This is a genomic window from Anaerotruncus colihominis (genome assembly GCF_010206195.1).
In the GTDB taxonomy this organism is placed as follows: domain Bacteria; phylum Bacillota; class Clostridia; order Oscillospirales; family Ruminococcaceae; genus Anaerotruncus; species Anaerotruncus colihominis_A.
Window position 1 is genome coordinate 115,627 of the sequence record NZ_VIQT01000003.1, and the last position, 23,134, is coordinate 138,760.

The 23,134-nt window shown below is 57.7% G+C and carries 22 protein-coding genes; 8 read left to right on the forward strand and 14 right to left on the reverse strand.

Translation table 11 applies throughout. From position 1 onward, the window contains the following. Positions 1-126: 126 nt before the first annotated feature. Both rpmB and FMM72_RS01590 read left to right on the forward strand, forming a co-directional pair. Positions 127-315: a 50S ribosomal protein L28 gene (gene rpmB / locus FMM72_RS01585; RefSeq protein ID WP_024729663.1), complete on the forward strand. Its 189-nt coding sequence runs from the start codon at positions 127-129 to the stop codon at positions 313-315. Between the two features lie 173 nt (positions 316-488). After that, positions 489-1,253 carry an SDR family NAD(P)-dependent oxidoreductase gene (locus tag FMM72_RS01590; RefSeq protein WP_162220381.1) on the forward strand — a complete coding sequence of 255 codons (765 nt, stop codon included), beginning with the start codon at positions 489-491 and terminating at the stop codon, positions 1,251-1,253. Between the two features lie 312 nt (positions 1,254-1,565). Here the strand turns inward: FMM72_RS01590 and FMM72_RS01595 are convergent, their stop codons facing one another. The 11 genes from FMM72_RS01595 to FMM72_RS01645 all read right to left on the reverse strand — a co-directional run bounded on the left by FMM72_RS01595 (position 1,566) and on the right by FMM72_RS01645 (position 12,495). Continuing rightward, positions 1,566-2,579, reverse strand: a complete 1,014-nt coding sequence (locus FMM72_RS01595) for an NAD(P)H-dependent glycerol-3-phosphate dehydrogenase (protein ID WP_162220382.1) — start codon at positions 2,577-2,579, stop codon at positions 1,566-1,568. Positions 2,580-2,596: 17 nt separating this feature from the next. After that, positions 2,597-3,235, reverse strand: coding sequence for a glycerol-3-phosphate 1-O-acyltransferase PlsY (gene plsY, locus FMM72_RS01600; protein ID WP_257431763.1), 639 nt, complete (start codon positions 3,233-3,235; stop codon positions 2,597-2,599). 48 nt (positions 3,236-3,283) lie between these two features. Further along, positions 3,284-4,612: a ribosome biogenesis GTPase Der gene (der, locus tag FMM72_RS01605; RefSeq protein WP_160210226.1), complete on the reverse strand. Its 1,329-nt coding sequence runs from the start codon at positions 4,610-4,612 to the stop codon at positions 3,284-3,286. A 65-nt stretch (positions 4,613-4,677) separates the two neighbouring features. Then, positions 4,678-5,982 (reverse strand): DUF512 domain-containing protein, encoded by a 1,305-nt coding sequence (locus tag FMM72_RS01610; protein WP_162220383.1) that lies wholly within the window; start codon positions 5,980-5,982, stop codon positions 4,678-4,680. A gap of 136 nt (positions 5,983-6,118) precedes the next feature. Further along, on the reverse strand, positions 6,119-6,301 hold the full coding sequence (rpmF, locus tag FMM72_RS01615) for a 50S ribosomal protein L32 (protein ID WP_006876559.1): 183 nt from the start codon (positions 6,299-6,301) through the stop codon (positions 6,119-6,121). A 75-nt stretch (positions 6,302-6,376) separates the two neighbouring features. Continuing rightward, entirely contained in the window at positions 6,377-6,874 is a 498-nt protein-coding gene (locus FMM72_RS01620) for a YceD family protein (RefSeq protein WP_160210228.1), read from the reverse strand. Between the two features lie 320 nt (positions 6,875-7,194). Next, complete coding sequence (locus tag FMM72_RS01625) at positions 7,195-7,605, reverse strand: hypothetical protein (protein ID WP_160210229.1); 411 nt, start codon at positions 7,603-7,605, stop codon at positions 7,195-7,197. A gap of 50 nt (positions 7,606-7,655) precedes the next feature. Next, positions 7,656-8,993: a glucose-6-phosphate isomerase gene (locus FMM72_RS01630; RefSeq protein ID WP_162220384.1), complete on the reverse strand. Its 1,338-nt coding sequence runs from the start codon at positions 8,991-8,993 to the stop codon at positions 7,656-7,658. Between the two features lie 139 nt (positions 8,994-9,132). After that, a complete protein-coding gene (locus FMM72_RS01635) occupies positions 9,133-10,308 on the reverse strand; it encodes a D-alanyl-D-alanine carboxypeptidase family protein (RefSeq protein ID WP_162220385.1) in 1,176 nt (391 codons plus the stop codon). Between the two features lie 122 nt (positions 10,309-10,430). After that, positions 10,431-11,675 carry an MFS transporter gene (locus tag FMM72_RS01640; protein ID WP_162220386.1) on the reverse strand — a complete coding sequence of 415 codons (1,245 nt, stop codon included), beginning with the start codon at positions 11,673-11,675 and terminating at the stop codon, positions 10,431-10,433. A gap of 154 nt (positions 11,676-11,829) precedes the next feature. Then, positions 11,830-12,495, reverse strand: coding sequence for a TetR/AcrR family transcriptional regulator (locus FMM72_RS01645; RefSeq protein WP_162220387.1), 666 nt, complete (start codon positions 12,493-12,495; stop codon positions 11,830-11,832). A 331-nt stretch (positions 12,496-12,826) separates the two neighbouring features. On the opposite strand from FMM72_RS01645, the gene FMM72_RS01650 reads away from it, so the two are divergent. Then, on the forward strand, positions 12,827-13,039 hold the full coding sequence (locus FMM72_RS01650) for a helix-turn-helix domain-containing protein (RefSeq protein ID WP_160210234.1): 213 nt from the start codon (positions 12,827-12,829) through the stop codon (positions 13,037-13,039). Between the two features lie 92 nt (positions 13,040-13,131). On the opposite strand, the gene FMM72_RS01655 is transcribed toward FMM72_RS01650, so the two are convergent. Next, positions 13,132-13,362 (reverse strand): HPr family phosphocarrier protein, encoded by a 231-nt coding sequence (locus FMM72_RS01655; protein WP_160210235.1) that lies wholly within the window; start codon positions 13,360-13,362, stop codon positions 13,132-13,134. Between the two features lie 205 nt (positions 13,363-13,567). Between FMM72_RS01655 and mtaB the strand changes: the two genes are divergently transcribed. The 5 genes from mtaB (at position 13,568) to FMM72_RS01680 (ending at position 20,645) form a co-directional block, all read left to right on the forward strand. Continuing rightward, entirely contained in the window at positions 13,568-14,893 is a 1,326-nt protein-coding gene (mtaB, locus tag FMM72_RS01660; RefSeq protein WP_162220388.1) for a tRNA (N(6)-L-threonylcarbamoyladenosine(37)-C(2))-methylthiotransferase MtaB, read from the forward strand. Beyond that, positions 14,890-18,597, forward strand: coding sequence for a phosphoribosylformylglycinamidine synthase (locus tag FMM72_RS01665; RefSeq protein WP_162220389.1), 3,708 nt, complete (start codon positions 14,890-14,892; stop codon positions 18,595-18,597). Before mtaB ends, FMM72_RS01665 begins: the two co-directional genes overlap by 4 nt. Positions 18,598-18,744: 147 nt before the next feature. Then, the gene (locus FMM72_RS01670) at positions 18,745-19,458 is read left to right on the forward strand and encodes a TVP38/TMEM64 family protein (RefSeq protein ID WP_160210238.1); all 714 of its coding nucleotides are present in this window, start codon (positions 18,745-18,747) and stop codon (positions 19,456-19,458) included. 291 nt (positions 19,459-19,749) lie between these two features. Then, positions 19,750-20,223, forward strand: a complete 474-nt coding sequence (locus tag FMM72_RS01675; protein WP_162220390.1) for a chemotaxis protein CheX — start codon at positions 19,750-19,752, stop codon at positions 20,221-20,223. Between the two features lie 56 nt (positions 20,224-20,279). After that, positions 20,280-20,645: a response regulator gene (locus tag FMM72_RS01680; RefSeq protein ID WP_243151679.1), complete on the forward strand. Its 366-nt coding sequence runs from the start codon at positions 20,280-20,282 to the stop codon at positions 20,643-20,645. Positions 20,646-20,713: 68 nt separating this feature from the next. Here FMM72_RS01680 and FMM72_RS01685 read toward each other — a convergent pair whose 3' ends face one another. Next, entirely contained in the window at positions 20,714-21,388 is a 675-nt protein-coding gene (locus tag FMM72_RS01685) for a metallophosphoesterase (protein ID WP_160210240.1), read from the reverse strand. Positions 21,389-21,413: 25 nt separating this feature from the next. Further along, positions 21,414-22,709, reverse strand: coding sequence for an O-acetylhomoserine aminocarboxypropyltransferase/cysteine synthase family protein (locus tag FMM72_RS01690; protein WP_162220391.1), 1,296 nt, complete (start codon positions 22,707-22,709; stop codon positions 21,414-21,416). Positions 22,710-23,134 lie beyond the last annotated feature (425 nt).

Consider the following 23,134-nt stretch of genomic DNA (forward strand, 5'->3'; position numbering starts at 1 on the left):
AATCAGCTCGCTGCGCCGTCAAAATGAAAATTTTGCAAAAAAGCCCTTGCATTTGTCCGGTAAATCTGATAGAATACCAATGTTGACTTTAAAAACAGAATGGATAAAACAGAGGAGGTGCAGAACATGGCAAAATGCGATATCTGCGGTAAAGGCGTAACGTTCGGAATCAGGGTTTCTCACTCGCACAGGCGCTCCAACAGGGCATGGAAACCCAACGTACAGCGCGTCAAGGCGCTTGTAGACGGGACCCCCCGCCACATCTATGCCTGCACCCGCTGCCTGCGTTCCGATAAGGTTCAGCGCGCGCTGTAAGCCAACTGCAATTTGAGAGGACGCCGCTTCACGGCGTCCTTTTTGTATCTGTGGCTACTGTGCCTTTTCTCCCCATTGCGACAGCGCGATATGCTATCATATGTCTGGATATCCGGTCGCTCCTGCTTTCAAGACAAGCCCCGGGCGGCCGGTAAAAAAGAGAGGTAATTGGCATGCGAAAAGCATTGATCACCGGAGCCAGCTCCGGTCTTGGGCGTGATCTGGCGCGTGTCCTCAGCGGACGCGGCTATGATCTGATTCTTGTCGCGCGCCGCCGCGACCGGCTCGAGGCGCTCGCGCGCACCTTGCCGACCAGGACGCGCATCATCTGTGCGGACCTGTCCGACGCCGGCCGCTGCAAATCTCTGTACGACGAAACGCGCAGCGAGCAGATCGACCTGCTTATCAACAACGCCGGGTTTGGCCAGTTCGGCGCTTTCTGCGAAACACAGCTCGACACGGAGCTGCGGATGATCGATACAAACATCCGCGCCGTGCATATCCTGACCAAGCTGTTCCTGCGTGATTTGGTCGCGCGGGACAGCGGCTATATTCTCAACGTGGCATCGATGGCCGGTTTTATGCCGGGGCCCGGCATGGCCTGCTACTACGCGACAAAGGCGTATGTGCTGCGTCTGACGCAGTCGATCGGCGAGGAGCTGCGCCGCCGCAAAAGCGCCGTTTATATCGGCATGCTCTGCCCCGGTCCAGTCGACACGGAGTTTGGCGCGACGGCCGATGTGCGTTTTTGTATGCCGTCGCTGCCAAGTGTCGAGGTCGCTTCCTATGCGGTCGACCAGATGTTCCGCCGTAAGCGCCTGATCATCCCCGGCAAAACAATGAAGGTTATGAAGTTCGCCGCCCGCCTCGCTCCGGAATCGCTGCTTGCGCGCGTCTGCGGATTCGTAAACCGCCCCCCGCTTTTCCCGCTTTTTTGAAAAAAAGCTCGGCAAAAAACTTCATACCTTTTTTGAAAAAAAGGTATGCCAAAAAACTTTAGTCGGCTGCGCTCCAGCCTTTTTGAAAAAAGGCTTCGGCGAAAAACTTTAATCGGCTACGCCGCGAATAGTGGGGCAGGTTCCAGTATTTTTACAGGCTGCGCCGCGAACAGCGGGGGCGGGTGTGGATTTTGCAAGCTCCGCCTTTCTGGCAACAGTGCAGCCACCGCATTCCTCTTTCTAAGATAAAGCATCCGCCGCGGTTTTGGCCGCGGCGGATGCTTTATCTTTTAAAACGGCTCTTTCTTTGCCTTAGCGGCTGAGAAGCCAGATAACCTCGGATTCATGCCGCTTGGGCCGGCCCATCAGATCACGGATCGCAGCGTCGGGACGCTTACCCTCATACAGCACGGCGTAGACTTCACGGATAATGGGCATCTCCACACCAGCGCGCCGCGCCAGTTCCCAGGCGCATTTTGCCGCCGTGTAGCCCTCGACGGTCATACCCACCTCGTCAATGGCTTCCTGCGCCGTTTTGCCCTGCCCGATCAGGATGCCTGTGCGCCGGTTGCGCGAATGCATCGACGTGCACGTCACGATCAAATCGCCGATGCCTGAAAGCCCCGCGAACGTCTCCATCGATGCGCCCATCGCCACGCCAAGCCGCGCAATCTCGGTGATGCCGCGCGTCATCAGCGCCGCTTTCGAATTGTCACCCAACCCAAGCCCGTCAGCCGTGCCGGCCGCAAGCGCAATAACATTTTTAAGCGCGCCGCCAAGCTCAACGCCCGTCACATCGTCGTTGACATAGATGCGCAACGTCGGGTTCATCAGCGTGTCCTGTACAAATTCCGCAGCCGCGCGGCTGCGCGACGCGGCGACGACCGTCGTCGGGACGCCGCGCGCAACCTCCTCGGCGTGGGAAGGTCCAGACAGGATAACGACGCTGTTTTCCAGCAGCTCCTCTGAGATCACCTGCGAGAGCGTTTTAAGCGTCCCTGTTTCGAAGCCCTTTGCCACGCATGTCACAACCGCATCCCGGCCGACGCGCCCCTTGATGGACGCGCAGACGCCGCGCACGGCAAACGACGGCGCCGCCACAATCACCAGCGGCGCGCTGACCGCCTGTGGAAGCTCCCAAACCATTTTGACCGTCTCCGGAATTTTCACGCCCGGCAAAAGCTTCTTATGCTCCCGCGCGGCGGACAGCGTCTCGATCTCCTCCTGAAACGGTGAATACAACGTTGTTTCGTGTCCATTCTGCGCGCACATGACGGCCAGAGCCGTGCCGAAGCCGCCCGCGCCGAGAATCAAAATTTCTGCCATGCAGATTCCTCCTGTCGTCAGCCTTCCTTTTTCTGCCCGAACCGGTATTCTGTCCCGGCAAGCAGGCGTTTGATATTTTCGCGGTGCATAAAAGCGCCCAGGCAGCTTAACAGCAACGCGAAAGCAAAATTAAACAGAAGCGGCCGCCCCTCGATATAATTGACCAGCAGTGTAAAAAATGGGAACAGGATATACCCGATGATCACAGTGAGCGAAACAATTTTTACAATAAATACCACTGGCAGGAGCAGCACGACCAGCAGCGCAAACACAACCCAATTGAGCATCAGCACGACGCCCAGGCTTGTGAGCACGCCCTTGCCGCCTTTGAAGCCGAAATACAATGGAAACAGGTGGCCAAGCACCACAAAAAAGCCCGCGATATAGCCGCCGTCAAGCACTGTAATCCCCGCCAGTGTAAAGATCATACGCCCGACCGCCACAGCGACAATTCCCTTGCCGAAATCACCAAGCGCCGTAAAGGCCGCCATTTTTTTACCGTAATTGCGCAGGATATTTGTCATGCCGGCGTTGCCGCTGCCGTGGCGGCGTACATCGTCCTGCGCGCCAACGCGCGAGACGATCACCGCAAAGCTCACGCTTCCGATCAGATAGGCCGCCAGCGCGACAACTGCCGCAAAAGACCAGAACTTCACGCTCAATGATATCACACCCCTTGTCATCATTCCGTCGGTTTATGGGCGTTACCGTTTTTTATCGCCGCGTTCGCGCACCACAATGCGGATCGGCGTCCCGGACAGGCCGAATGTTTCACGGATCTGATTTTCCAGGTAACGCTGATAGGAAAAGTGGAACAGCTCGCTGTTGTTGCAGAAAAACACAAACGTTGGCGGGCGCGTTGCCGCCTGCGTACAGAAATAGATACGCAGACGTTTTCCCTTATCTGTTGGCGGCTGTACGCGCGCCGTGGCCACGGACAGCATATCGTTGAGCCGTCCTGTGGAGATACGCATCGCGTTCTGGCTGTTAACATATTGTATCTGCTCAAACAGCTTGTCGATGCGTTGTCCCGTCATCGCCGAGATAAACAGGATCGGCGCGTAGGACATGAAGGAAAAATCCATCTCCAGCTTTTTACGGAACGTCTGCATCGTTTTGCCGTCCTTTTCAATCGCGTCCCACTTGTTGACAGCGACAATGCAGCCCTTGCCGCGTTCATGCGCATAACCGGCAATCTTGCTGTCCTGCTCCGTGAAGCCGACCGTCGCGTCGATCATGATAACGCACACGTCGCTGCGGTCGACCGCCATATATGCGCGCAGCACGCTGTACCGCTCGATCTGCTCCTCAACGCGCGACTTGCGCCGGATACCGGCTGTATCAATGAACACAAAATGGCCATATCCGTTTTCGACAACCGTGTCGACCGCGTCGCGCGTCGTACCCGCTATGTCGGAGACAATCGACCGTTCCTCGCCCGCCACACGGTTGACAAGCGACGATTTCCCGACGTTCGGCTTACCGATAACGGCGACCTTTACATAATCCTCGCCATACTCGTCGGCGCGGTCGAAATCAATATGTTCATAACATGCGTCGAGCAGGTCGCCGGTGCCGTGCCCATGCACAGACGACACGGCGATCGGGTCGCCGAGGCCGAGGTTGTAAAACTCATAAAAATCAGGCGGTACATCGCCGAGGCGGTCGCATTTGTTGACCGCCAACACCACCGGCTTTCCGCTTTTTTGCAGCATGACGGCGACATCCTGGTCGGTCGCCGTCACGCCCGATTGGATATCCGTCACCAGGATAATCACATCGGCGCTGTCAATGGCAAGCTGTGCCTGGCGGCGCATCTGCGAAAGGATTTTGTCGGTTGAATACGGCTCGATGCCGCCTGTATCGACAAGCATGACCGTCTTGGCACGCCACTCGCATTCGTAATAGACGCGGTCGCGCGTCACGCCGGGCGTATCCTCCACAATGGATATGCGCGCGCCTGCCAGCTTATTAAAAAGGGTCGATTTTCCCACATTGGGCCGCCCTACAATTGCAATCAATGGTTTACTCATCCGTCTGTTCCTTTCCGACGCCCGCCCCGCGGGCCGTCAAAGGGCCTGTTGACCGGCAAAACGCCTCAGCTTCGCCCGGTCATCGCGTCATAGAGCGCATAGCCGTCGTTGTCGACAGCGCAAAGCTTGACGCCAAGCGTTCTTTCCACCTCATCGGCCGTCACATCGTCCAGAAAGCAGTCGCGTTCATGGCGCAGCATGACCGATGGGATCAGCAGCCGCCCGCCAAGCGGCGCGCCGCCGAGCTGCTCGATCAGATCGCGCCCGGTGACAAGCCCCGCCACAGTGATCGTCTCGCCGAAAAAGCGGTTGGCAATCGGACGTACATCGACCGTCACGCCCGGATGACGCTGCATCACACGCGCAGCCAGCCTTTTTAACATCGGCGCGGCAGCGGCGCCGGTCGCCAGCGTGGCACTGGCGGCCGCGCCGTCCTCGCCGTCGAGCGCGAGCGCCGCGGAAAATTCACTTTCCAAAAGCGTCAGCAACCCGACGCCGTTGTCAAGCTGGTCGAAGTCGCCGTAATATTCGACATCCGGAAGCGGCCGGCTGGCCGCGAGGAAAAATTCATCCGACGGATACACCGTGCGCGCCGCGCCGCGCGCGGTCTGACGCGCGGCGAACCGCTCGATGATATCGATCGTGCGCGCCGCACCCTCGCTTGTAAAGGGCTTGAGCGGCGTCAGCCCGTCGCGGTACTTTGTCAGCCCGACCGGCACGCACGCGATGCTCTGAAGGTTCGGCCCCAGCGCGTCGAGATCCAGAAGCGTCCGCTCGAGCGCCGCGCCGTCGTTCAGCCCCGGGCACAGCACAAGCTGCGCGTTGACGCGGATGCCTGCCCCGGTCAGGCGGCCGATATAGCGCAGGCTGTCGGCCGCCTGAGGATTTTTCATAAGCTGTACGCGCAGCGCCGGGTCGGTTGTATGGACGGAAATATTCACTGGGGATATACGCATCTTTATAATACGGTCTATATCCGCGTCCGTCAAGTTGGTCAGGGTGATATAATTGCCGAACAAAAACGACATGCGGCTGTCGTCATCCTTAAAATAAAGCGAATCGCGCATACCGGGCGGCATCTGATCTACAAAGCAAAACACGCATTTGTTTTTGCAGGTATGCTGCTTGTCCATCAGATACGTTTCAAACTCCAGCCCGATATCGTCGTATTCGCCCTTTGAAATATGCGCAGTAAACGGCTTGCCTGCGCGCAGCAGCTCAAGCGTGACGCGGCGGCTCGTCACATAAAAGCGGTAATCGAGCACATCGGCAATCGGGTGCCCGTCGACGGCCAACAGCGTATCGCCCGGGCGGATATCCGCGCGGGCGGCGTATGAAGCAGACTCGACACTTTGAATCAGGACTGGCATATTTTTACACTCCTATAATACGGCCCGCATCCAGATTACATGACAGCGGTCCGGCTACAGCGCGCTGCTAATCCGCGAAGCGTCTGTATAACAAAAAGAGGCGGAATTCCTTCCGCCTCCATCGTCACCGGCGCGTTTACGCCTCGACCTTGATCACTTCACGATCCTTGTAGTAACCGCAGCTCGGGCAAACCCTGTGGGGCGTTTTCAGTTCGCCGCAGTGAGTGCACTTCGAGAACGCGGGGGCCTCCAGCTTCCAGACGTTGGAGCGTCTTTTGTTTTTACGTGCTTTCGAGCTTTTCCTCTTTGGTACTGCCATCTTTGGGCACCTCCTTTTTGTGGTCGTATGTCAGGACATACCGCGCCCGCAGGGCGCGGGCATTCTTTTTTTCACTTATTCGCCAAGCAGCTCCCGCAGCTTATCAAGCCGTGGGTCGCGCTGGGAGCGGTCGCAGCCGCAATCCCCTTCATTGAGGTTCGCGCCGCAGACAGGACAAAGCCCCTTGCAGCCTTCGACGCACAAAACCGAGGTGGGGAGTTCGAGGAGAATATCGGCAGTGGCCAGCTCTGCCAAATCAAGCTGCCCGTCCGATACTACTATATACTCATCGTTGTCCTCACGGTTCAGGGATAAAACCGCCGTGTGCGTGAATTCCAGATGCTGCGGGCGCGACAGCGGCGTAAGACACCGATCGCATACCGCGCCGAGCACGAAATCCGCCTGATAGCCAATGCCGACGATCCCCGCACGGTTCTGCGCACGTCCGGCGATCCTGACAGGGCCTTCAAACAGCCTGTCCCCGTGCCGCTTCACGTCCGAAAGGTCCACTTCGCCGGAAAAATCCTGCGCGCGGCCTGGATTGTCAAACAGCTCGGAAAGATCAACCTTCATACTGCATACTCCGTTCAGGGTTCAATACCCAGGGGCTGCATTTGCGGATTTGGACCCACTTCCCCCGCAAATGTCACGAAATTTATTATACCCATTTTTGCATTGCCTGTCAAGATCTTCCCTGCAAAACTTCATGCGATGAACAGTTTGTCAGCGCTGCATATAAAATACCTGCGCATGAAGTTTTCTGGCTCATGGCCGCCCGCCCCGGCGACCGGACGGTGCGCCGTTTCTGCTGTGCTTTTGCACAGCAGAAAAAAAGCCGCCGCACCGCATTTTCATGCGGCGCGGCGGCGGAGCGTCCCGCTGTATTCCGCGGCTCAGATAAGATACTGATGCACGCGCTCAGGCAGATCGGATTTATCACAGGAGACGGTAAATGTCATCGTCGCGCCGTTTTCGCCGAGCAGCTTGGCCAGACGGTCGATCATGACGGCGAACGCCTCAAAATCCTTACCGCCGATCTTGAACGTGGCGTCGACAAACACCTCGGTAATATCATAGTTGCCTGCAAACAGGCCGCTGAAAAAGCCATAGAACATTTCAAAGCCGGAGACGGCATAATCCTCAATATCAATCAGGCGCGCCTGATGACTCACGTCAAATTTGAGCGTGTTGCCCTTTTCAACGCAGACCACGTTTCCTTTCGAGGTTTTAACGGCGTCGTTGACCATGTCGATCAGCCTTTTGGTTTTGCCGGAACCCTTGTTGCCGACGATCAGCTTAATCATATGAAATTCCTCCCAATATATAAATTTTGGAATCCTGCTGCTTTTCTGCGTCAGCCAAGCTGCGCCTCCAGCGCTGCCCGCTCGCTCTCATAGCCCGGCTTGCCGAGCAGTGCGAACATATTTTTCTTATAGCTCTCAACGCCCGGCTGGTTAAACGGATTGACGCCGAGCAGATAGCCGCTGATTGCGCACGCCTTTTCAAAGAAATAGACCATGTAGCCAAATTCGCGCTCATTGATTTCAGGCACCTCAAGGATCATATTCGGAACGCCGCCCTGCGTGTGCGCCAGCACCGTGCCCTGCATCGCCTTGCGGTTGACAACCGACATATCCTGGTTGGACAGGAAATTCAGGCCGTCCAGATTTTCCGGATCGTCCTTCACAAAGAACTCCTTCGACGGCTTCTGGATATCGACAACCGTCTCAAAAAGCATCCGGCTGCCCTCCTGGATATACTGGCCCATCGAATGCAGATCTGTCGAAAAAACCACGGACGCCGGGAAAATCCCCTTCTGGTCTTTGCCCTCGCTCTCGCCAAAGAGCTGCTTGTACCATTCGTTCATCATCGTAAACGCAGGCTCATAGCTGACAAGCAGCTCGACCGCCTTGCCCTTGCGGTAAAGGATGTTGCGGTAGGCGGCGTATTTGTAACAGTCGTTTGTGCACAAATCGTCGTTGTCGAGCGCTTTCATCGCGTCAGCCGCGCCGGCCATGACCGCGTCGATATCGATGCCCGCAACGGCCATCGGCAGAAGGCCCACGGCCGTGAGCACGGAGTACCGGCCGCCGACATCGTCGGCGATCACAAACGTCTCGTACCCTTCGCGGTCGGACAGCTCTTTAAGCGTACCGCGCGCCTTGTCGGTCGTCGCGTAGATGCGGCTTTTCGCGCCGTCGCGGCCGTACTGCCGCTCCAGCAGCTCGCGGAACACGCGGAACGCGAGCGCCGGCTCGGTTGTGGTGCCGGACTTGGAGATGATGTTCACCGAAACGCGCTTGCCTTCGCACAGCGCGAGGATTGTGTTCAGATAGTCGGGGCTGATGCTGTTGCCGACAAAATAGATGTCGGGCGTGTCCTTTTTCAGATTGTTATAGTAGGGGCTGCGCAACAATTCAAGCGCCGCGCGCGCGCCCAGATAAGAGCCTCCGATCCCGATGACGAGCAGGACATCGCTGTCCTCCCGGATGCGCGCCGCCGCCGCCTTGATCCGCGCGAATTCGTCACGGTCATAATCGGCGGGCAGCGTGGTCCAGCCGAGAAAATCGTTTCCAATGCCCGTTTTCTCGGACAGGACCCGATGCGCCGCTTTTACCTGCGGCTCGATTGCCCGCAGCTCGTGTTCATTTACAAAGCCCTTGAGATATTTGCTGTTCAGCTTGATTGCCATGTCTAGGACTTCCTTCCCATTTTAACGTTGTACAAATCGCACAATTCGACACGCGATGTACCCGGTCTTTCTTACACATATTGTACCTGATTTGCACTTCTTTTTCAAGCCTTTTCCTGTCATTCGGCGCAAAAAGCTTTCAGAGCTGCACAAGCGCACGCAGAAGCATGCACAGCGCGCGCGGCGCCGTCATCCGTTCGACTGCATCGGCCGCGACCAGATCGTATTCGCACAGCTTGCTTCCCCCGATATGGACAACGACCCGCCCAAGCAATTGCCCTGTCTCAACAGGCGCCTGTACATCCGGCAGAAGCGTAACGTCCTGTTCGACCGCGTCCTTGTCGGCGGTGCGCACAATCACAGCGCCCGGCGTCTCGGACAAAACCCCGACCTGGGGCGCGACGCCGCCGCGCACCGGCACAGGCGCAAGTTCCTCAAGCGGCGGCAGCTCGACACGCGTATAGTTTGCAAAACCGTAGTCGAGCAGCCCGCGCGCCGCGGAAAAGCGCTCCGCCGATGTGGGGCTGCCGAGCGTTACGGCGATGAGCGACAACCCGCCACGCTCCGCACTCGCGCTCAGGCAGCTGCCAGCGCCGTCTGTCGTCCCGGTTTTAAGCCCCGTACAGCCGTCGTAAAAACGCACCAGCTTATTTGTATTGACAAGCTGCGTGGCTCCGCCGCGCAGCTCAGACATCCATGTGCCCGAATACTCTGTGATCTTCGGATAAGCAAGCAGCGCGCGGCTCATCGCCGCGATGTCGCGTGCCGTCGTCAGATGCCCGTCGGCGTCAAGCCCCGTCGCATTGACAAAGCGCGTGTTCGTCATACCCAGTTGCGCCGCTTTTTCGTTCATCAGGGCAACGAACGCCTCCTCGCTGCCTGCCACATGCTCGGCCAGCGCAACGGACGCATCGTTCGCGCTCGAAATCGCAGCCGCCTTGAGCAGATCGTCGACCGAAAGCTGTTCGCCTGTTTTAAACCAGATCTGCGAGCCGCCCATCGACTGCGCGTGCTCGGAACACGTCACCATATCGCCAAGCGTGATCTGGCCGCTGTCGAGCGCCTCCATCACAAGCAGAAGCGTCATCACCTTCGTGATCGAAGCGGGCGGCAGCTGCTCGTCGGCATTTTTTTCAAAAAGCACCCGGCCCGTGTTCTGTTCAATAAGGATCGCCGAACGTGCCGGCAGCGAATCGTCGGCCGCCGCGGCCGTCTCCAGCGCCGTCAAATCAGCTTCATCCTCCGCAAAGACCGGCGCCGCCGCCGCAAACATCATGACTGCCGCCAGGAAAACAGCGGCGAGCTTTTTGGCCATAGTCGCACACCTCTCGCATTCGTCGTTCGAAGCCTGTTCGCAGGCCCCGCATGGTATCATATGTATGCGCGGCGCGGGCTGAACATGTTTACAGGCGAAGCCGTGGGACTCAAAAAACGCATTCAGTCGTGTTCCAGCCTGGCGAATACCGGCCTTGAATACAGCGCGATGGCCAGAGCGGCGGCAGCCGCGCCGAGCAGTACGGCCCAGGCCGACCCCGCCGCCAGATCGAACAGCAGGCCGTATAGCGCCTGCCCCACCGGAGAGGCGCAGTTGGAAACAGCCAGGATAAACGCCATGATCTTGCCGACAAGCTGTGGCGGCGTCTGCCGCTGGATGACGGCACAGATCTGTACAACGAACAGCGTGGAAGCAACCATGGCGGCAAAACTTATGGAGGCTGTGGTCAGATAGCCCACAATCCGCGGAACGCCCGGCAGCAGGGCCGCTCCCATCAGCGCCGCCGCGGCCGCGCAGACAGCCAGCAGCAGATAGCCGTGCCGCAGCCGCAGCCGTCCGCCCAAAGCGCCTGCCAGCATGCCGCCGGCCAGGCCGCCCAGACCGAGCGCGCCCTGCGCGGCTCCGAGCGCCTCGTCGCCCATGCCGAGCACATTCACCACCACAACGGGGATGCCCACGATCACCACAGACGACAGCACCAGGTTAAACAGCGCCAGGACGGCGGCTGTCTGGAGAAAAACCGGCCTCTCCAGGGTGATATACCGCCAGCTCTCCCCCAGATCGTTTCGGAGCGTGGACAGGACGCCCGCGCCTGCCGGCTGTTTTTGAAAGGGGATTCTGATAAAAATCTCCATTACGGCTGAACACGCAAAGCATATGGCGCTGATGATCAGGATCGGAACGACGCCCCATGCGCCGAACCAAACGCCGCCGATCACCGGACCAAGCAGTCCAGCCAGCGTATTTACCATATTGATAACTGCGTTCGCCTGCGTAATGCGTTCCGGCTCCACCAGAGCCGGAATGCTTGCCTGTACCGCCGGCTGATAAGCGCCCGAAACGGCGTACAGCAGCATCAGCGCGGCGATGATGAGCGGGACGGTGGGAAGCTGTCCCTGCAAGCTGTAAAATGCGGTGATCAGGCCGGCGGTCAAAAAATCAAGCCCCACCATGATGTTGCGCTTGTTGACCCGGTCGGCCAGCACGCCGCCCATCAATGAAAGCGCGATCATCGGTATAAAGGATACGGCAGTGACCATGCCGAACAGCGCGGGGGAACCTGTTTCGCGCAGCAGCCAGAGCGGCAGCGCAAAACGCAGCACCGCATTGCCGAACAACGAAACGACCTGCCCGATCACCACAAGCGTAAAATCGCGTCTCCACATCGTTTTCTCAGCTTTTTTCATCTGGATTCCTCCCAAATTTTAATACCGGCCGTCTATTATTAATAAATGAAAGAAAACCGCCCTCCAAAGGACGGCGTCATTCAGCAAAAGCCCTATCGTCCTCTTATCTGGCGCGCGACAGTCCGTCAACTGTCCGCGCACAACGGCCGCAGACTTATTTTTGTCCCTCTGTTTTCTCTTTTTGCAGGCATTTGCTATAATGGACAAACGCCTCGATCAGATCATCGTCCAGCAGATGCAGTCCAAAGGCGCCTGTCATTTCATTATAGAGCCTGCACCGCGCGCGCACCGCCTCGGGCGCAGCCGGCTGGAACGCCGGATGCATCCAGATATTGCACAGCAGCATCAGCGCCTCCGCAAGCTGCGCGGGGTGCTCCGTCCTGATGGAACCGTCGGCGATTCCCTGCTCCAGGATGGGCTTTATATAGCAGGGGACGATATCATCATAAATGTCGCGGATGAGCATAACAAGAAAACGCGGGCTGTCCACCAGGTACGGCATCATGCCGAGCATTCGCTCCTGACCGCCGGCAAGGACCGCTATGCGGAAAATTTCCCGCAGTTTTTCATGGCCATTGAGCGATTTGTTGTCGCGCACCGCTTTGAACAGCCGTTCGTTTTTGCGGCTGATCCGTTCACAGATCTGTACGAAAATATCCTCTTTGGAGGCAAAATGATGGTAAATCGCCCCCTTCGACAATTTCGTTTCATTGATGATGTCCTGAACCGAGGTCGCCTCATAGCCCTTTTCCCAAAAGAGCCTCTCGGCGGCGTCCAAAATCAGGACGACGGTCCTTTCCGGGTATTTATTTCGCGCCATGTTATCCTCCATACAGACCAACGGTTTGTATGGAGGATAACATGAATTCCCTGTATTGTCAATCCCAACGGTACATCATACAAAAGGGCGCGGCATTGCCGCGCCCTTTCCGCTGCTTTTTCGCACCGGACCCATGCAGATTGTGCCGCGGACCCCTCGTGCAGTCTGTGTGGGAAACAAGAAGCTGACATCTCTTACAAGGCCCACGACATTCACTATTTTATCCCTGTTTTGTACTAAAATCAAGATGCAAACTTATGATTTTCATATGATAGGGGATAACATCATGAGCGTCCGGTTACGGGCGCACCAGCGACACCGGGGGTGAACTATGTATCGCTATCGCAGGCTGCGCGACCTGCGCGACGATCACGATATGGTGCAAAAGCAGGTCGCAGCCGTCCTTGGCACGTCCCAAAAGCAGTACAGCCGGTGGGAAACCGGCACCAGCGAAATTCCTGCGCACCATCTGATCGCGCTGGCGCGTTTTTACGGCGTAACAACCGATTATCTGCTTGGGCTTTCCGACAAGACGGAGCCTTAAAAGGCCCTGAAGCTCAAAAAAGCGGCCGCCCGCGGGCGGCCGCTTTTTTCCATGCGGGGAGCGCCCCGCGGTCTGCGCTTTGCGTGCAGCGCTCATTCAGTGATGAACGGCTTTACCTCGCCCAGAAACTCGGGGCAGTTATCGGCGTAGATTTCCATCTTGATCGGTTTGGACAGGTCGAGCGAGAAAATGCCCATGATCGACTTTGCGTCGACGGCATAGCGTCCGGAAATAAGGTCAACGTCGAAGTCGTACTTCGAGACAGTGTTGACAAAGCTTTTCACATCGTTGATGGTATCGAGTCTGATAATCACTGATTGCATTCGTTATGTCCTCCTTCTTCTGAACATATGACTTATTTCTGTTTTTCCTACAATTCCACTATATCAGCGCCTATTCTTTAAGTCAACTGCTTATTGTATTTGTTTTGGAAATTCATTATAATATGTGTATCCTGCCGCATCGCGCGGCTTGTTTGTTGTGCAACATGCACATGCAAATTCAGTCGAATTTGGACGGAGTGTATAAATGAAAGCTGCTTTTTACACCCTGGGCTGCAAGGTGAACCAGTACGAGGCGCAGATCCTTGCGCAGCAGTTCGCCGACGCCGGCTACGAAATTGTGCCGCCGGAAATGCCCGCCGACGTCTATGTCGTCAATTCCTGCACTGTCACTGCCTCCGGCGACCAGAAAACACGCCGCGTGCTGCGCCGTTTCCGTGCGCTCTGCCCGGACGCCACCGTCGTGCTGACAGGCTGTTACCCGCAGGCGTTCCCGGACGACGCCGCGCGCCTGGCCGAAGCCGATGTGATCGCCGGCGCGCGCGACCGCGCCGCCCTCGTCGAGCTTGTGCGCCGCGCGCGCGAAACGCGTGCGCGCGTCGTCGCCGTCGCGCCGCACGAGCGCGGCGAGGCGTTTGAGCCGATGCGTGCGGCCGCCTTCCGCGAGCGCACGCGCGCTTTCGTCAAGATCGAGGACGGCTGCGACCGCTACTGCGCCTACTGCATCATCCCGCAGGCACGCGGCCCCGTGCGCTCCAAGCCGCCCGGTGAGCTGCGCGCCGAGCTGGAAGGGTTGGCGCGCGCCGGTTACCGCGAGGCGGTGCTCGTCGGGATCAACCTGCCGTCCTATGGACGCGAGCTTGGGCTGCGCCTGATTGACGCGGTGGAGCTTGCCTGTGCGGTCGACGGCATTGAGCGCGTGAGGCTCGGCTCGCTCGAGCCGGAGCTGCTCACCGGCGACGATATCGCGCGCATGGCGCGGCAGCCAAAGCTCTGCCCGCAGTTTCATCTATCGCTGCAAAGCGGCTGCGACGCGACGCTTACACGTATGCGCCGCCACTACGATACTGCCGAATACATGCGGATTGTACAGGCGCTGCGCGCGTATTTTGAAAACTGTGCGATCACTACCGACGTGATGGTCGGCTTTCCCGGCGAAACCGACGCGGAATTTAAGCGGTCGCTCTCTTTTGTCGAATCGCTCGGGCTTGCAAAGGCCCATGTGTTCGCCTATTCGCGCCGCCCGGGCACGCGCGCGGCGGACATGCCCGGCCAGCTTCCGGAGGCTGTCAAAGAGGCTCGCAGCGCGCGCATGATCGAAGCGACGAACCGCACGCGCGCCGCATTTCTGGCCGGGCAGGCCGGACGCACGGCCAATGTGCTCTTTGAAACACGCGACGGCGGCGCGCTCGACGGCTATGCTGAAAACTATACGCCTGTACGCGTCTTTACCGACGAGGACCTGCGCGGACAAATCCGCCGCGTTCTGATCACATCCGCCGGCGGCGCCCGGTGTGTGGGCACGCTTGCGCCAGACGCGCGGCATGACTGTATGATGGAGGGGAACACATGAGCGTCTATCGCATCTACGTGGAAAAAAAGCCGCCCTTTGCCGTTGAGGCGGCCGGCGTGCTCGCCGATATCCGCACCGTTTTAGGGCTTGGCTGTGTTGAGCATGTGCGCATTCTCAACCGCTATGATGTCGAGCATATCGACGAAGCCGACTTTCAAAGCGCGCGCAGCACCATTTTTTCCGAGCCGCAGGTCGACGTCACCTGCGACGAGCTGCCCGAGCCGGCCGCAAACGAGCGCGTATTCGCTGTCGAATATCTGCCCGGCCAGTTCGACCAGCGTGCCGATTCATGCGCGCAGTGCATCGCGCTCGCCTTTGCGAAACCGCGGCCGGCCGTGCGCACGGCGCGCGTATACATCCTGTCGGGCCAAATCGGCGGCGAGGCGCTGGAGCAGATCGAACGGTACCTTATCAACCCGGTCGAAAGCCGCCTTGCTTCGCTTGAAAAGCCAAAGACGCTCGATACGCGTTATGATATCCCAACGACGGTCGAAACGCTCGAGGGCTTTACAAAGCTCGACGCGGCGGGTCTGCGCGGGTTTGTTGAACAGTACGGCCTGGCGATGGATGAAAGCGACATCGCTTTCTGTCAGGACTACTTTAAAACCATGGAGCGCCGCGACCCGACGATCACGGAAATCCGCATGATCGACACCTACTGGTCGGACCACTGCCGCCACACGACATTTTTGACGCACATTGAAAACGTGCGCATCGAAACGCCTTACATCCGCGAAAGCTTTGAAAAATACCGAAAGCTGCGCGCAAAGCTCTATGCCGGCAAGGACAAGCCGATGACGCTGATGGACCTGGCCGTGATCGGCGCGAAAGCGCTGCGGGCGCAGGGCCTGCTCGGCGATCTCGACGAAAGTGAGGAAATCAACGCCTGTTCCGTCAAAATCAAGGTCGACGTCGATGGCAAGGAACAGGACTGGCTGCTCATGTTCAAAAATGAAACGCACAACCATCCGACGGAGATTGAGCCGTTCGGCGGCGCGGCGACCTGCCTGGGCGGCGCGATCCGCGACCCGCTTTCCGGGCGCAGCTATGTCTATCAGGCGATGCGCGTGACCGGCGCGGCCGACCCGACCGCACCGTTGTTCGAAACGCTTCCCGGCAAGCTGCCGCAGCGCAAAATCGTCACGACGGCCGCCGCGGGATACAGCTCCTACGGCAACCAGATCGGGCTGGCGACCGGCCATGTCGCGGAGGTCTATCACCCCGGCTACGCCGCCAAGCGCCTTGAAATCGGCGCGGTCATCGGCGCAGCGCCTGCCGCGCATGTTGTGCGCGAGCGCCCCGCGCCGGGCGACATTGTGATTCTGCTCGGCGGGCGCACAGGGCGCGACGGCTGCGGCGGCGCCACCGGCTCGTCGAAATCGCACACGCTTCAATCGCTCGAAAGCTGCGGGGCCGAGGTGCAGAAGGGTAACCCGCCAATTGAACGCAAGCTTCAGCGCCTGTTTCGAAACGGCGAGGCCACGCGCATGATCCGCCGCTGCAATGATTTCGGTGCGGGCGGCGTATCCGTGGCCGTCGGCGAGCTGGCCGACGGGCTGCGCATCAACCTGGACGCCGTACCGAAAAAATACGACGGCCTCGACGGCACGGAGCTCGCCATCTCTGAATCTCAGGAGCGCATGGCCGTCGTCGTCGCGCCGGAGCATGTCGAACCGTTCATCGCGCTTGCGCGCGCGGAAAACCTCGAGGCGACCGTCGTCGCCGAGGTGACGGCCGAGCCGCGTCTCGTGATGGACTGGAACGGCCGGAAAATCGTCGACCTGTCGCGCGATTTCCTCAATTCAAACGGAGCGCCCAAACGCACCGACGTAGAGATTGAGCAGCCGCTCGCCTACGCGCGCCCCCGATCGGAAGCGCCGCTGCGCGAAAAATGGCTTTCCATGATGGGCGATCTCAACGTCTGCTCTCAGAAAGGGCTTGTCGAGCGGTTTGACTCCACAATCGGCGCGGGTACCGTATTGATGCCGTTCGGCGGTGAAGCGCAGCTGACGCCCGCGCAGGCGATGGCCGCGAAAATCCCGGTACTTGGCGGCGAAACGACAGCTGTCTCGCTGATGGGGTGGGGCTTTAATCCCGGCGTCTGCGCGGCCAGCCCCTATCACGGAGCGATGGCCGCCGTGGTGGAATCCGTTGCGAAGATCGTTGCGGCCGGCGGCAGCCGCCGGCGCTGCTGGCTGACGTTTCAGGAATACTTTGAGCGCACAAAAAACGACCCGAAGCGTTGGGGCAAGCCGATGGCCGCGCTGCTCGGCGCGCTTGAGGCCCAGCTTCAGCTTGGGATCGGTTCGATCGGCGGAAAGGACTCCATGTCCGGTACGTTCGAATCGCTCGACGTGCCGCCGACGCTCGTCTCCTTCGCCGTATCCCTCGCCAATCAGGCGAATATCATCTCCCCTGAATTTAAACGCGCAGGCAGCCGCGTCTATCTGCTCGCGCCCGCGTATGACGAGCACCGCCTGCCTGTCTTTGAATCGGTCAAGGCAGTCTTTGACACCGTCGAGCGCCTGATCGCCGAAAAGCGCGTTGTTTCCGCCTGGACGCTCGGCTACGGCGGCGTGTGCGAGGGCATCACAAAGATGTGCTTCGGCAACCGCCTCGGCTTCGACTTTGCGGCGACCTTCGACGACGCCGCCCTGTTCGAGCCGATGTACGGCGCGTTCCTGCTTGAAGCGCCCGAGCCGGTCGAAGGGCTTGCATGCATTGGGACTGTTTCGCCCGCCTACACGATCCGCTACGGGTTCGACCTTCTGTCGCTTGACGATATCCAGGAGGAATGGGAGGAACGTTTGCAGCCGGTGTTCCCATATCTCAAGCCGACCGGCGGCAGCGCGCCCGTATACAGCGCCGCGCCGGCCGAGCTGCGGCGCGCGGCCGTATCCGTGGCGCGCCCGCGCGTGCTGATCCCAGTGTTCCCCGGCACAAATTGCGAATACGATACGGCGCGCGCGTTCGAGCGCGCGGGCGCGCGGGCGGATATCTTTGTGGTGCGCAACCTGACGGCGTCCGATATTGTCGAAAGCGCGGCCGCCTTTGCTGAGGCGGTCGGGCGCGCGCAGATCGTCGCGCTGCCGGGCGGCTTCTCCGGCGGCGACGAGCCGGACGGATCGGCCAAATTCATCACGGCGTTCCTGCGCGGTCCGGCTGTGCGCGACGCGGTCATGGAGCTGCTCAAAAACCGCGACGGCCTGATGTGCGGCATCTGCAACGGGTTTCAGGCGCTTATCAAGCTCGGACTTGTTCCCTATGGCGAGATCCGCGACATGGATGAAAACTGCGCGACGCTCACCTACAATTCGATCGGCCGTCATCAAAGTATGCTGGTGCGCACACGTATCGCATCCAACCGTTCGCCGTGGCTGGCGGAGATGTCCGTCGGCGATATCCACACAGTCGCCATTTCGCACGGCGAAGGCCGCTTCGTCGCGCCGCCGGAGCTGATTGAAACGCTTGCGCAAAACGGCCAGATCGCCACGCAGTATGTCGATCCCGACGGCCATCCCACGCTTGATATCCGCTACAACCCGAATGGTTCAACCGGCGCGGTCGAAGGCATCATCTCGCCCGACGGGCGCGTGTTCGGCAAAATGGGACATTCGGAGCGCAGCGGCAGCGGTCTTTACAAGAATGTGCCGGGCGACAAGTTCCAGAATTTGTTCTCAGGCGCCGTCCGTTATTTCCGTTAAAAATACGGCGCGGCGGTTATGCTAGTGCTGAGAGCCTGTTTAAAGATGCGCCTTTAAACAGGCTCTGTCTAGGGGCTGTTTGAAAAATCAAAATTGGGCAATTCCTCTATTTTCAAACAAGCCCTACAGACGCAGGAAGGGCTATGAATGATGAAGGATAAGAAAAAACGCCTGCTGTGGACGCTCGCCGTCTGCGCGGCGGCAACCCTGCTGGCGGCTGCCGTGTGGCTGATCATCCGATACTATCCGCAGATCAAGGGTCTGATGCAGCCGGAAAATATGGAACGTTTCCGGGCGCTGCTTGATTCGTTCGGCGTCGCCGGCGCGCTCGTTTTGATCGCTATCCAGACCGCGCAGGTGCTTTCCGGCGTCATCCCGGCGTTGCCGATCCAGCTTGCGGCCGGGCTGACATACGGACCATTTGGCGGCCTGGCGATCTGCATGACAGGCATCTTTATCGGAAGCACAATTGTATTTCTGCTCGTCAAGCGGTTTGGGCGGCCGCTGATCGACCGCATCTTTTCCAGGGAGCGCCAGGCCAAGCTCGCCTTTCTTGACAACACGGACCGCTTGGAGCTGATCGTATTTATCCTGTACCTGATCCCCGCGCTGCCGAAGGATGTTTTCACATATCTGGCCGCGCTTACGCCGCTTTCCTTCCGGCGTTTCATCTGCATCTCAATGGCTGCGCGCATTCCGATGATCTTTTGCGACACCTTCGCAAGCGGCGCATTGATCGAAGGCAATTACAAAAGTGCCGTTATGCTGTTTATTGCTGCGGCTGTCCTGGGCGTCTTTGGTATGCTGCTGGCGCCCCGGCTCGCCAAAATTTTTGCAAAGCGTCTGCGCCGCAAACAGTAGGCTGCTGATCATAATGCCCCGGTTTTACAAATATAAATGTTTTTGTACTCTTTTTCCCAGTTATATAATCCGTTCTCTCTCTAAATTTTTTAATATTTTTCTTGCATATCTGTACAAAATTACATGAAACTTTCATTCACGCCTTGCTTTAGTGATCGAAATACTCTATAATAAAGGTAAATCGATATTGGGTGTTTCCACAAATCGATTGCAGATCTGTCATGTTATAAAAATGAGATCTGCAAAATAGGTATTATTGGCAGATACCTTATTAAAAAGTGAGGCGGTATCATGAGCGGCGCAGATAGGCTGGATGAACATGCGCTTGAGGAACTGATCCACCGGACTGTTGTCGACATCACACGGCAGATCGCTAAAATTGATCTGCGGCTGTGCAGTCAGGATCCCAATCCCGCCAATGAATGGTGTACGTTGCACACAACCATTGACGGCGATTACCACACGGAGTTGGTATTGCATGCGGATCGTTCCCTTTTACATAGGCTGACTGAAAATATGATGCAGGCTGAAACAACAGACCCGGAGGATATGGAGGAATATTCCAAGGAATTTTTCAATGTCCTCTGCGGCCACATTGTTTCAGAAATATTCCGGCGGACAAAGCTGCCCGCCAGATTCCATATTCCTTGTTTTGCTTATGGGGATACGGATGAGGAAAAAGACAAGGATAAAATACGCATTCGTTATGCCAGCGACCAGGCGGAACACGCCGAATTGCTGCATGATAAAATCGTTTTTGAATAGCAGTGTTTTATGCTTATGGATATAGCTTTTAAATCAGGAAAGGAGTTTCTTCAACCTTGGGAAAGAGCATTATGGTTGTGGATGATTCCCGTGTCGTCCACACTGAAGTGAAAAAGCTGCTCGCTGACACCGATTTTGAAATCGTCGGATGCTGCCGCAGCGGCGAGGAAGCAATTGCTTTTTACGGCGAGCACAAGCCCGATCTTGTAACTATGGACATCATTATGCCTGGTATGGATGGCTTGGCCGCTGCGCGCGCCATCATCAGCAACTGGCCGGACGCGCGGATCATTATGGTTTCATCGCTCGCCTACGACGATACAATCGATGAATCTGTTAAAATTGGCGCGAAAGGATTCATCTTTAAACCGTTTGACCGTGCACAGCTTCTCCATGCATTGGAGCATGCGCTGACGCTTTAACAAAATCATGGATAAAAAGGAGGGGGCTTGCGCCCCCTCCTTTTTATCCATGATTGCACATTTCACCTTCAGCACATTTCCTTAAGCGGCACGATCTGTTGATAGACGGCGCGGTGTTTTGGCGGGATCGCCTTATCGAAATGGCAGCCGCCAAAAAACCACTGCTTATAGCGCACGATCTTGGACAGCTCATCAAAAAAGGCCAGCATCTGGTTGGTGTGCAGACTGTCCATATTTAGAAAGCCGTTGACAATCGACGACGCCTCATGTGTAATGATGTAATCAACAACATAGCTGCACCGCTCCAGCGTCTCGCGCGCGTGCGCAAGCTCCTGCTGTGTGGGCAGCTCGCCAGGCCACCAGGTTTCCCCCTCTATGCGCGTATCGGCGTCAAAGCTTTCCCCGCCGCCGAACGCAAACACCCGATCGCTTTCAATGGTATAGACTTCGCCGCGCAGCAAATGGTAACAGCGGCCGCTGATCTGCCGGGCGCGCCCGCCGCAGAAATCGACGAGCGGATATGTACCGAGCAGGGAGAGATTGTCGTGCGTGCCTTCAATAAACAATACCTGATAGGGGCGCTTGCCAATCCATTTAAGCACCTGCTGTTCCTTTTTCGAACCGTTCCACACGAATCCAAAATCACCGCAGACAATCAACGTGTCGCCCTTTTTCAGCTTTTTGGCTTCCTTCCCCTTGAAGCGGTCAAGATCAGCGTGTATATCGCCGGTCACATAGATCATACGTTTGCGCTCCCCTTTTGGACAGTTATTTGGCTGCGGCGATCGCCTGCTCCAGGTCCGCGATCAAATCAACCGGATCCTCCAGCCCGACCGACAAGCGCACGGTTTCCGGCCGGATGCCGCTTTCGGCGAGCTGTTCGTCGGAAAGCTGGCTGTGCGTTGTGCTGGCAGGATGGCTGATCAGCGTGCGCGCATCGCCGACATTGGTGACATGCATGATCAGCCCAAGCGAATCAATCAGCTTGGCGCCGCGCTCCCGTCCGCCGTGCAAGCCAAAGGTAAAGACGCCGCCCGCGCCCTTTGGCAGATACTTCTGCACACGGTCGTAATATTGGCTTGACTCCAGCCCTGGATAATTGACAAACGCCACATCAGGATGCGCCTTTAGATGGCGGGCAATTTCCAGCGCGCTGTCGCTGATACGGCGCATACGCAGCGACAGCGTCTCGATACCCTGCATGATCAAAAATGCGTTGAGCGGGGTGCAGCACGCGCCAAGGTCGCGCAGCATCATCGTGCGCAGGCGCGTGATAAAACCTGCGTTGCCGCAGTCCTTCGCAAATACAACGCCGTGATAGCTGACATCCGGCTCATTATAAAGCGGGAACCGTGGATTGCCGCTGAAATCAAAGGTACCCGCGTCGGTCACAATTCCGCACATCGCCGTACCGTGCCCGCCGAGAAACTTAGTCGCAGAATGAATCACAAAATCTGCTCCATACTCGATCGGCCTCTGAAGATACGGCGTTGTGAATGTGGAATCAACAATCATGGGGATACCGTGGCGGTGCGCAATCGCAGCGATCGCACCGATATCCGCGACATTAGCGTTCGGATTTCCAATCCCCTCTACAAAAAATGCCTTTGTGCGCTCGTTAACCGCCGTCTCCCAGGCATCGAGATCGTCCGGATCGACAAAACGCACCTTGATGCCGATGCGGTCAAGCGTAACGCCCATCATATTGATCGCGCCGCCATAGATGCAGATCGACGAAACGATCTCATCGCCTGCGCCCGCCAGATTTAAAAATGTGTTGAATATCACCGCATGTCCCGACGACATTGCCAGCGCGCCGATTCCACCATCGAGCGCTGCGACGCGGCGCTCGAGCGCATCGACTGTCGGATTGCTTATGCGCGAATAGATATTGCCCGCCTCTTTCAGTTCAAACAGGCGCGCCGCATGGTCCACACTGTCAAACGTATAGGCTGTTGTCTGGTAAACCGGCGGAGCAACCGCGTGCGTGTCCGGGTCCGGCTGCGTACCGGCGTGAACCATAAGCGTGTCAAAACCATAATTCTTTCCTTCAAATTCGAGCATCTGCCTACCTCCTTGAAAACACGCAAAATTCATCGAAAATTGTCTTTTCTTTTTGGGCGCGGTTTGGTATACTATGGGTAGTATTTGCCAATCCTATCATGCAATCGTAGTTCAACCGCCGCTGACATAGTGCATGCGGCTTCTTTATATCAGGTAAAATTGGCCATTGGGGCGGCAGCGGGCTGCGCCCGCGTATCGCCCTGGCCATGAAAAGGGTAAAATAAACGCCTTGCGTTTATTTTACCTTGAGCAAAGCGAAAGGTAAAATTGGCCATTGGGGCGGCAGCGGGCTGCGCCCGCGTATCGCCCTGGCCATGAAAGAGGTAAAATAAACGCCTTGCGTTTATTTTACCTTGAGCAAAGCGAAAGGTAAAATTGGCCATTGGGGCGGCAGCGGGCTGCGCCCGCGTATCGCCCTGGCCATG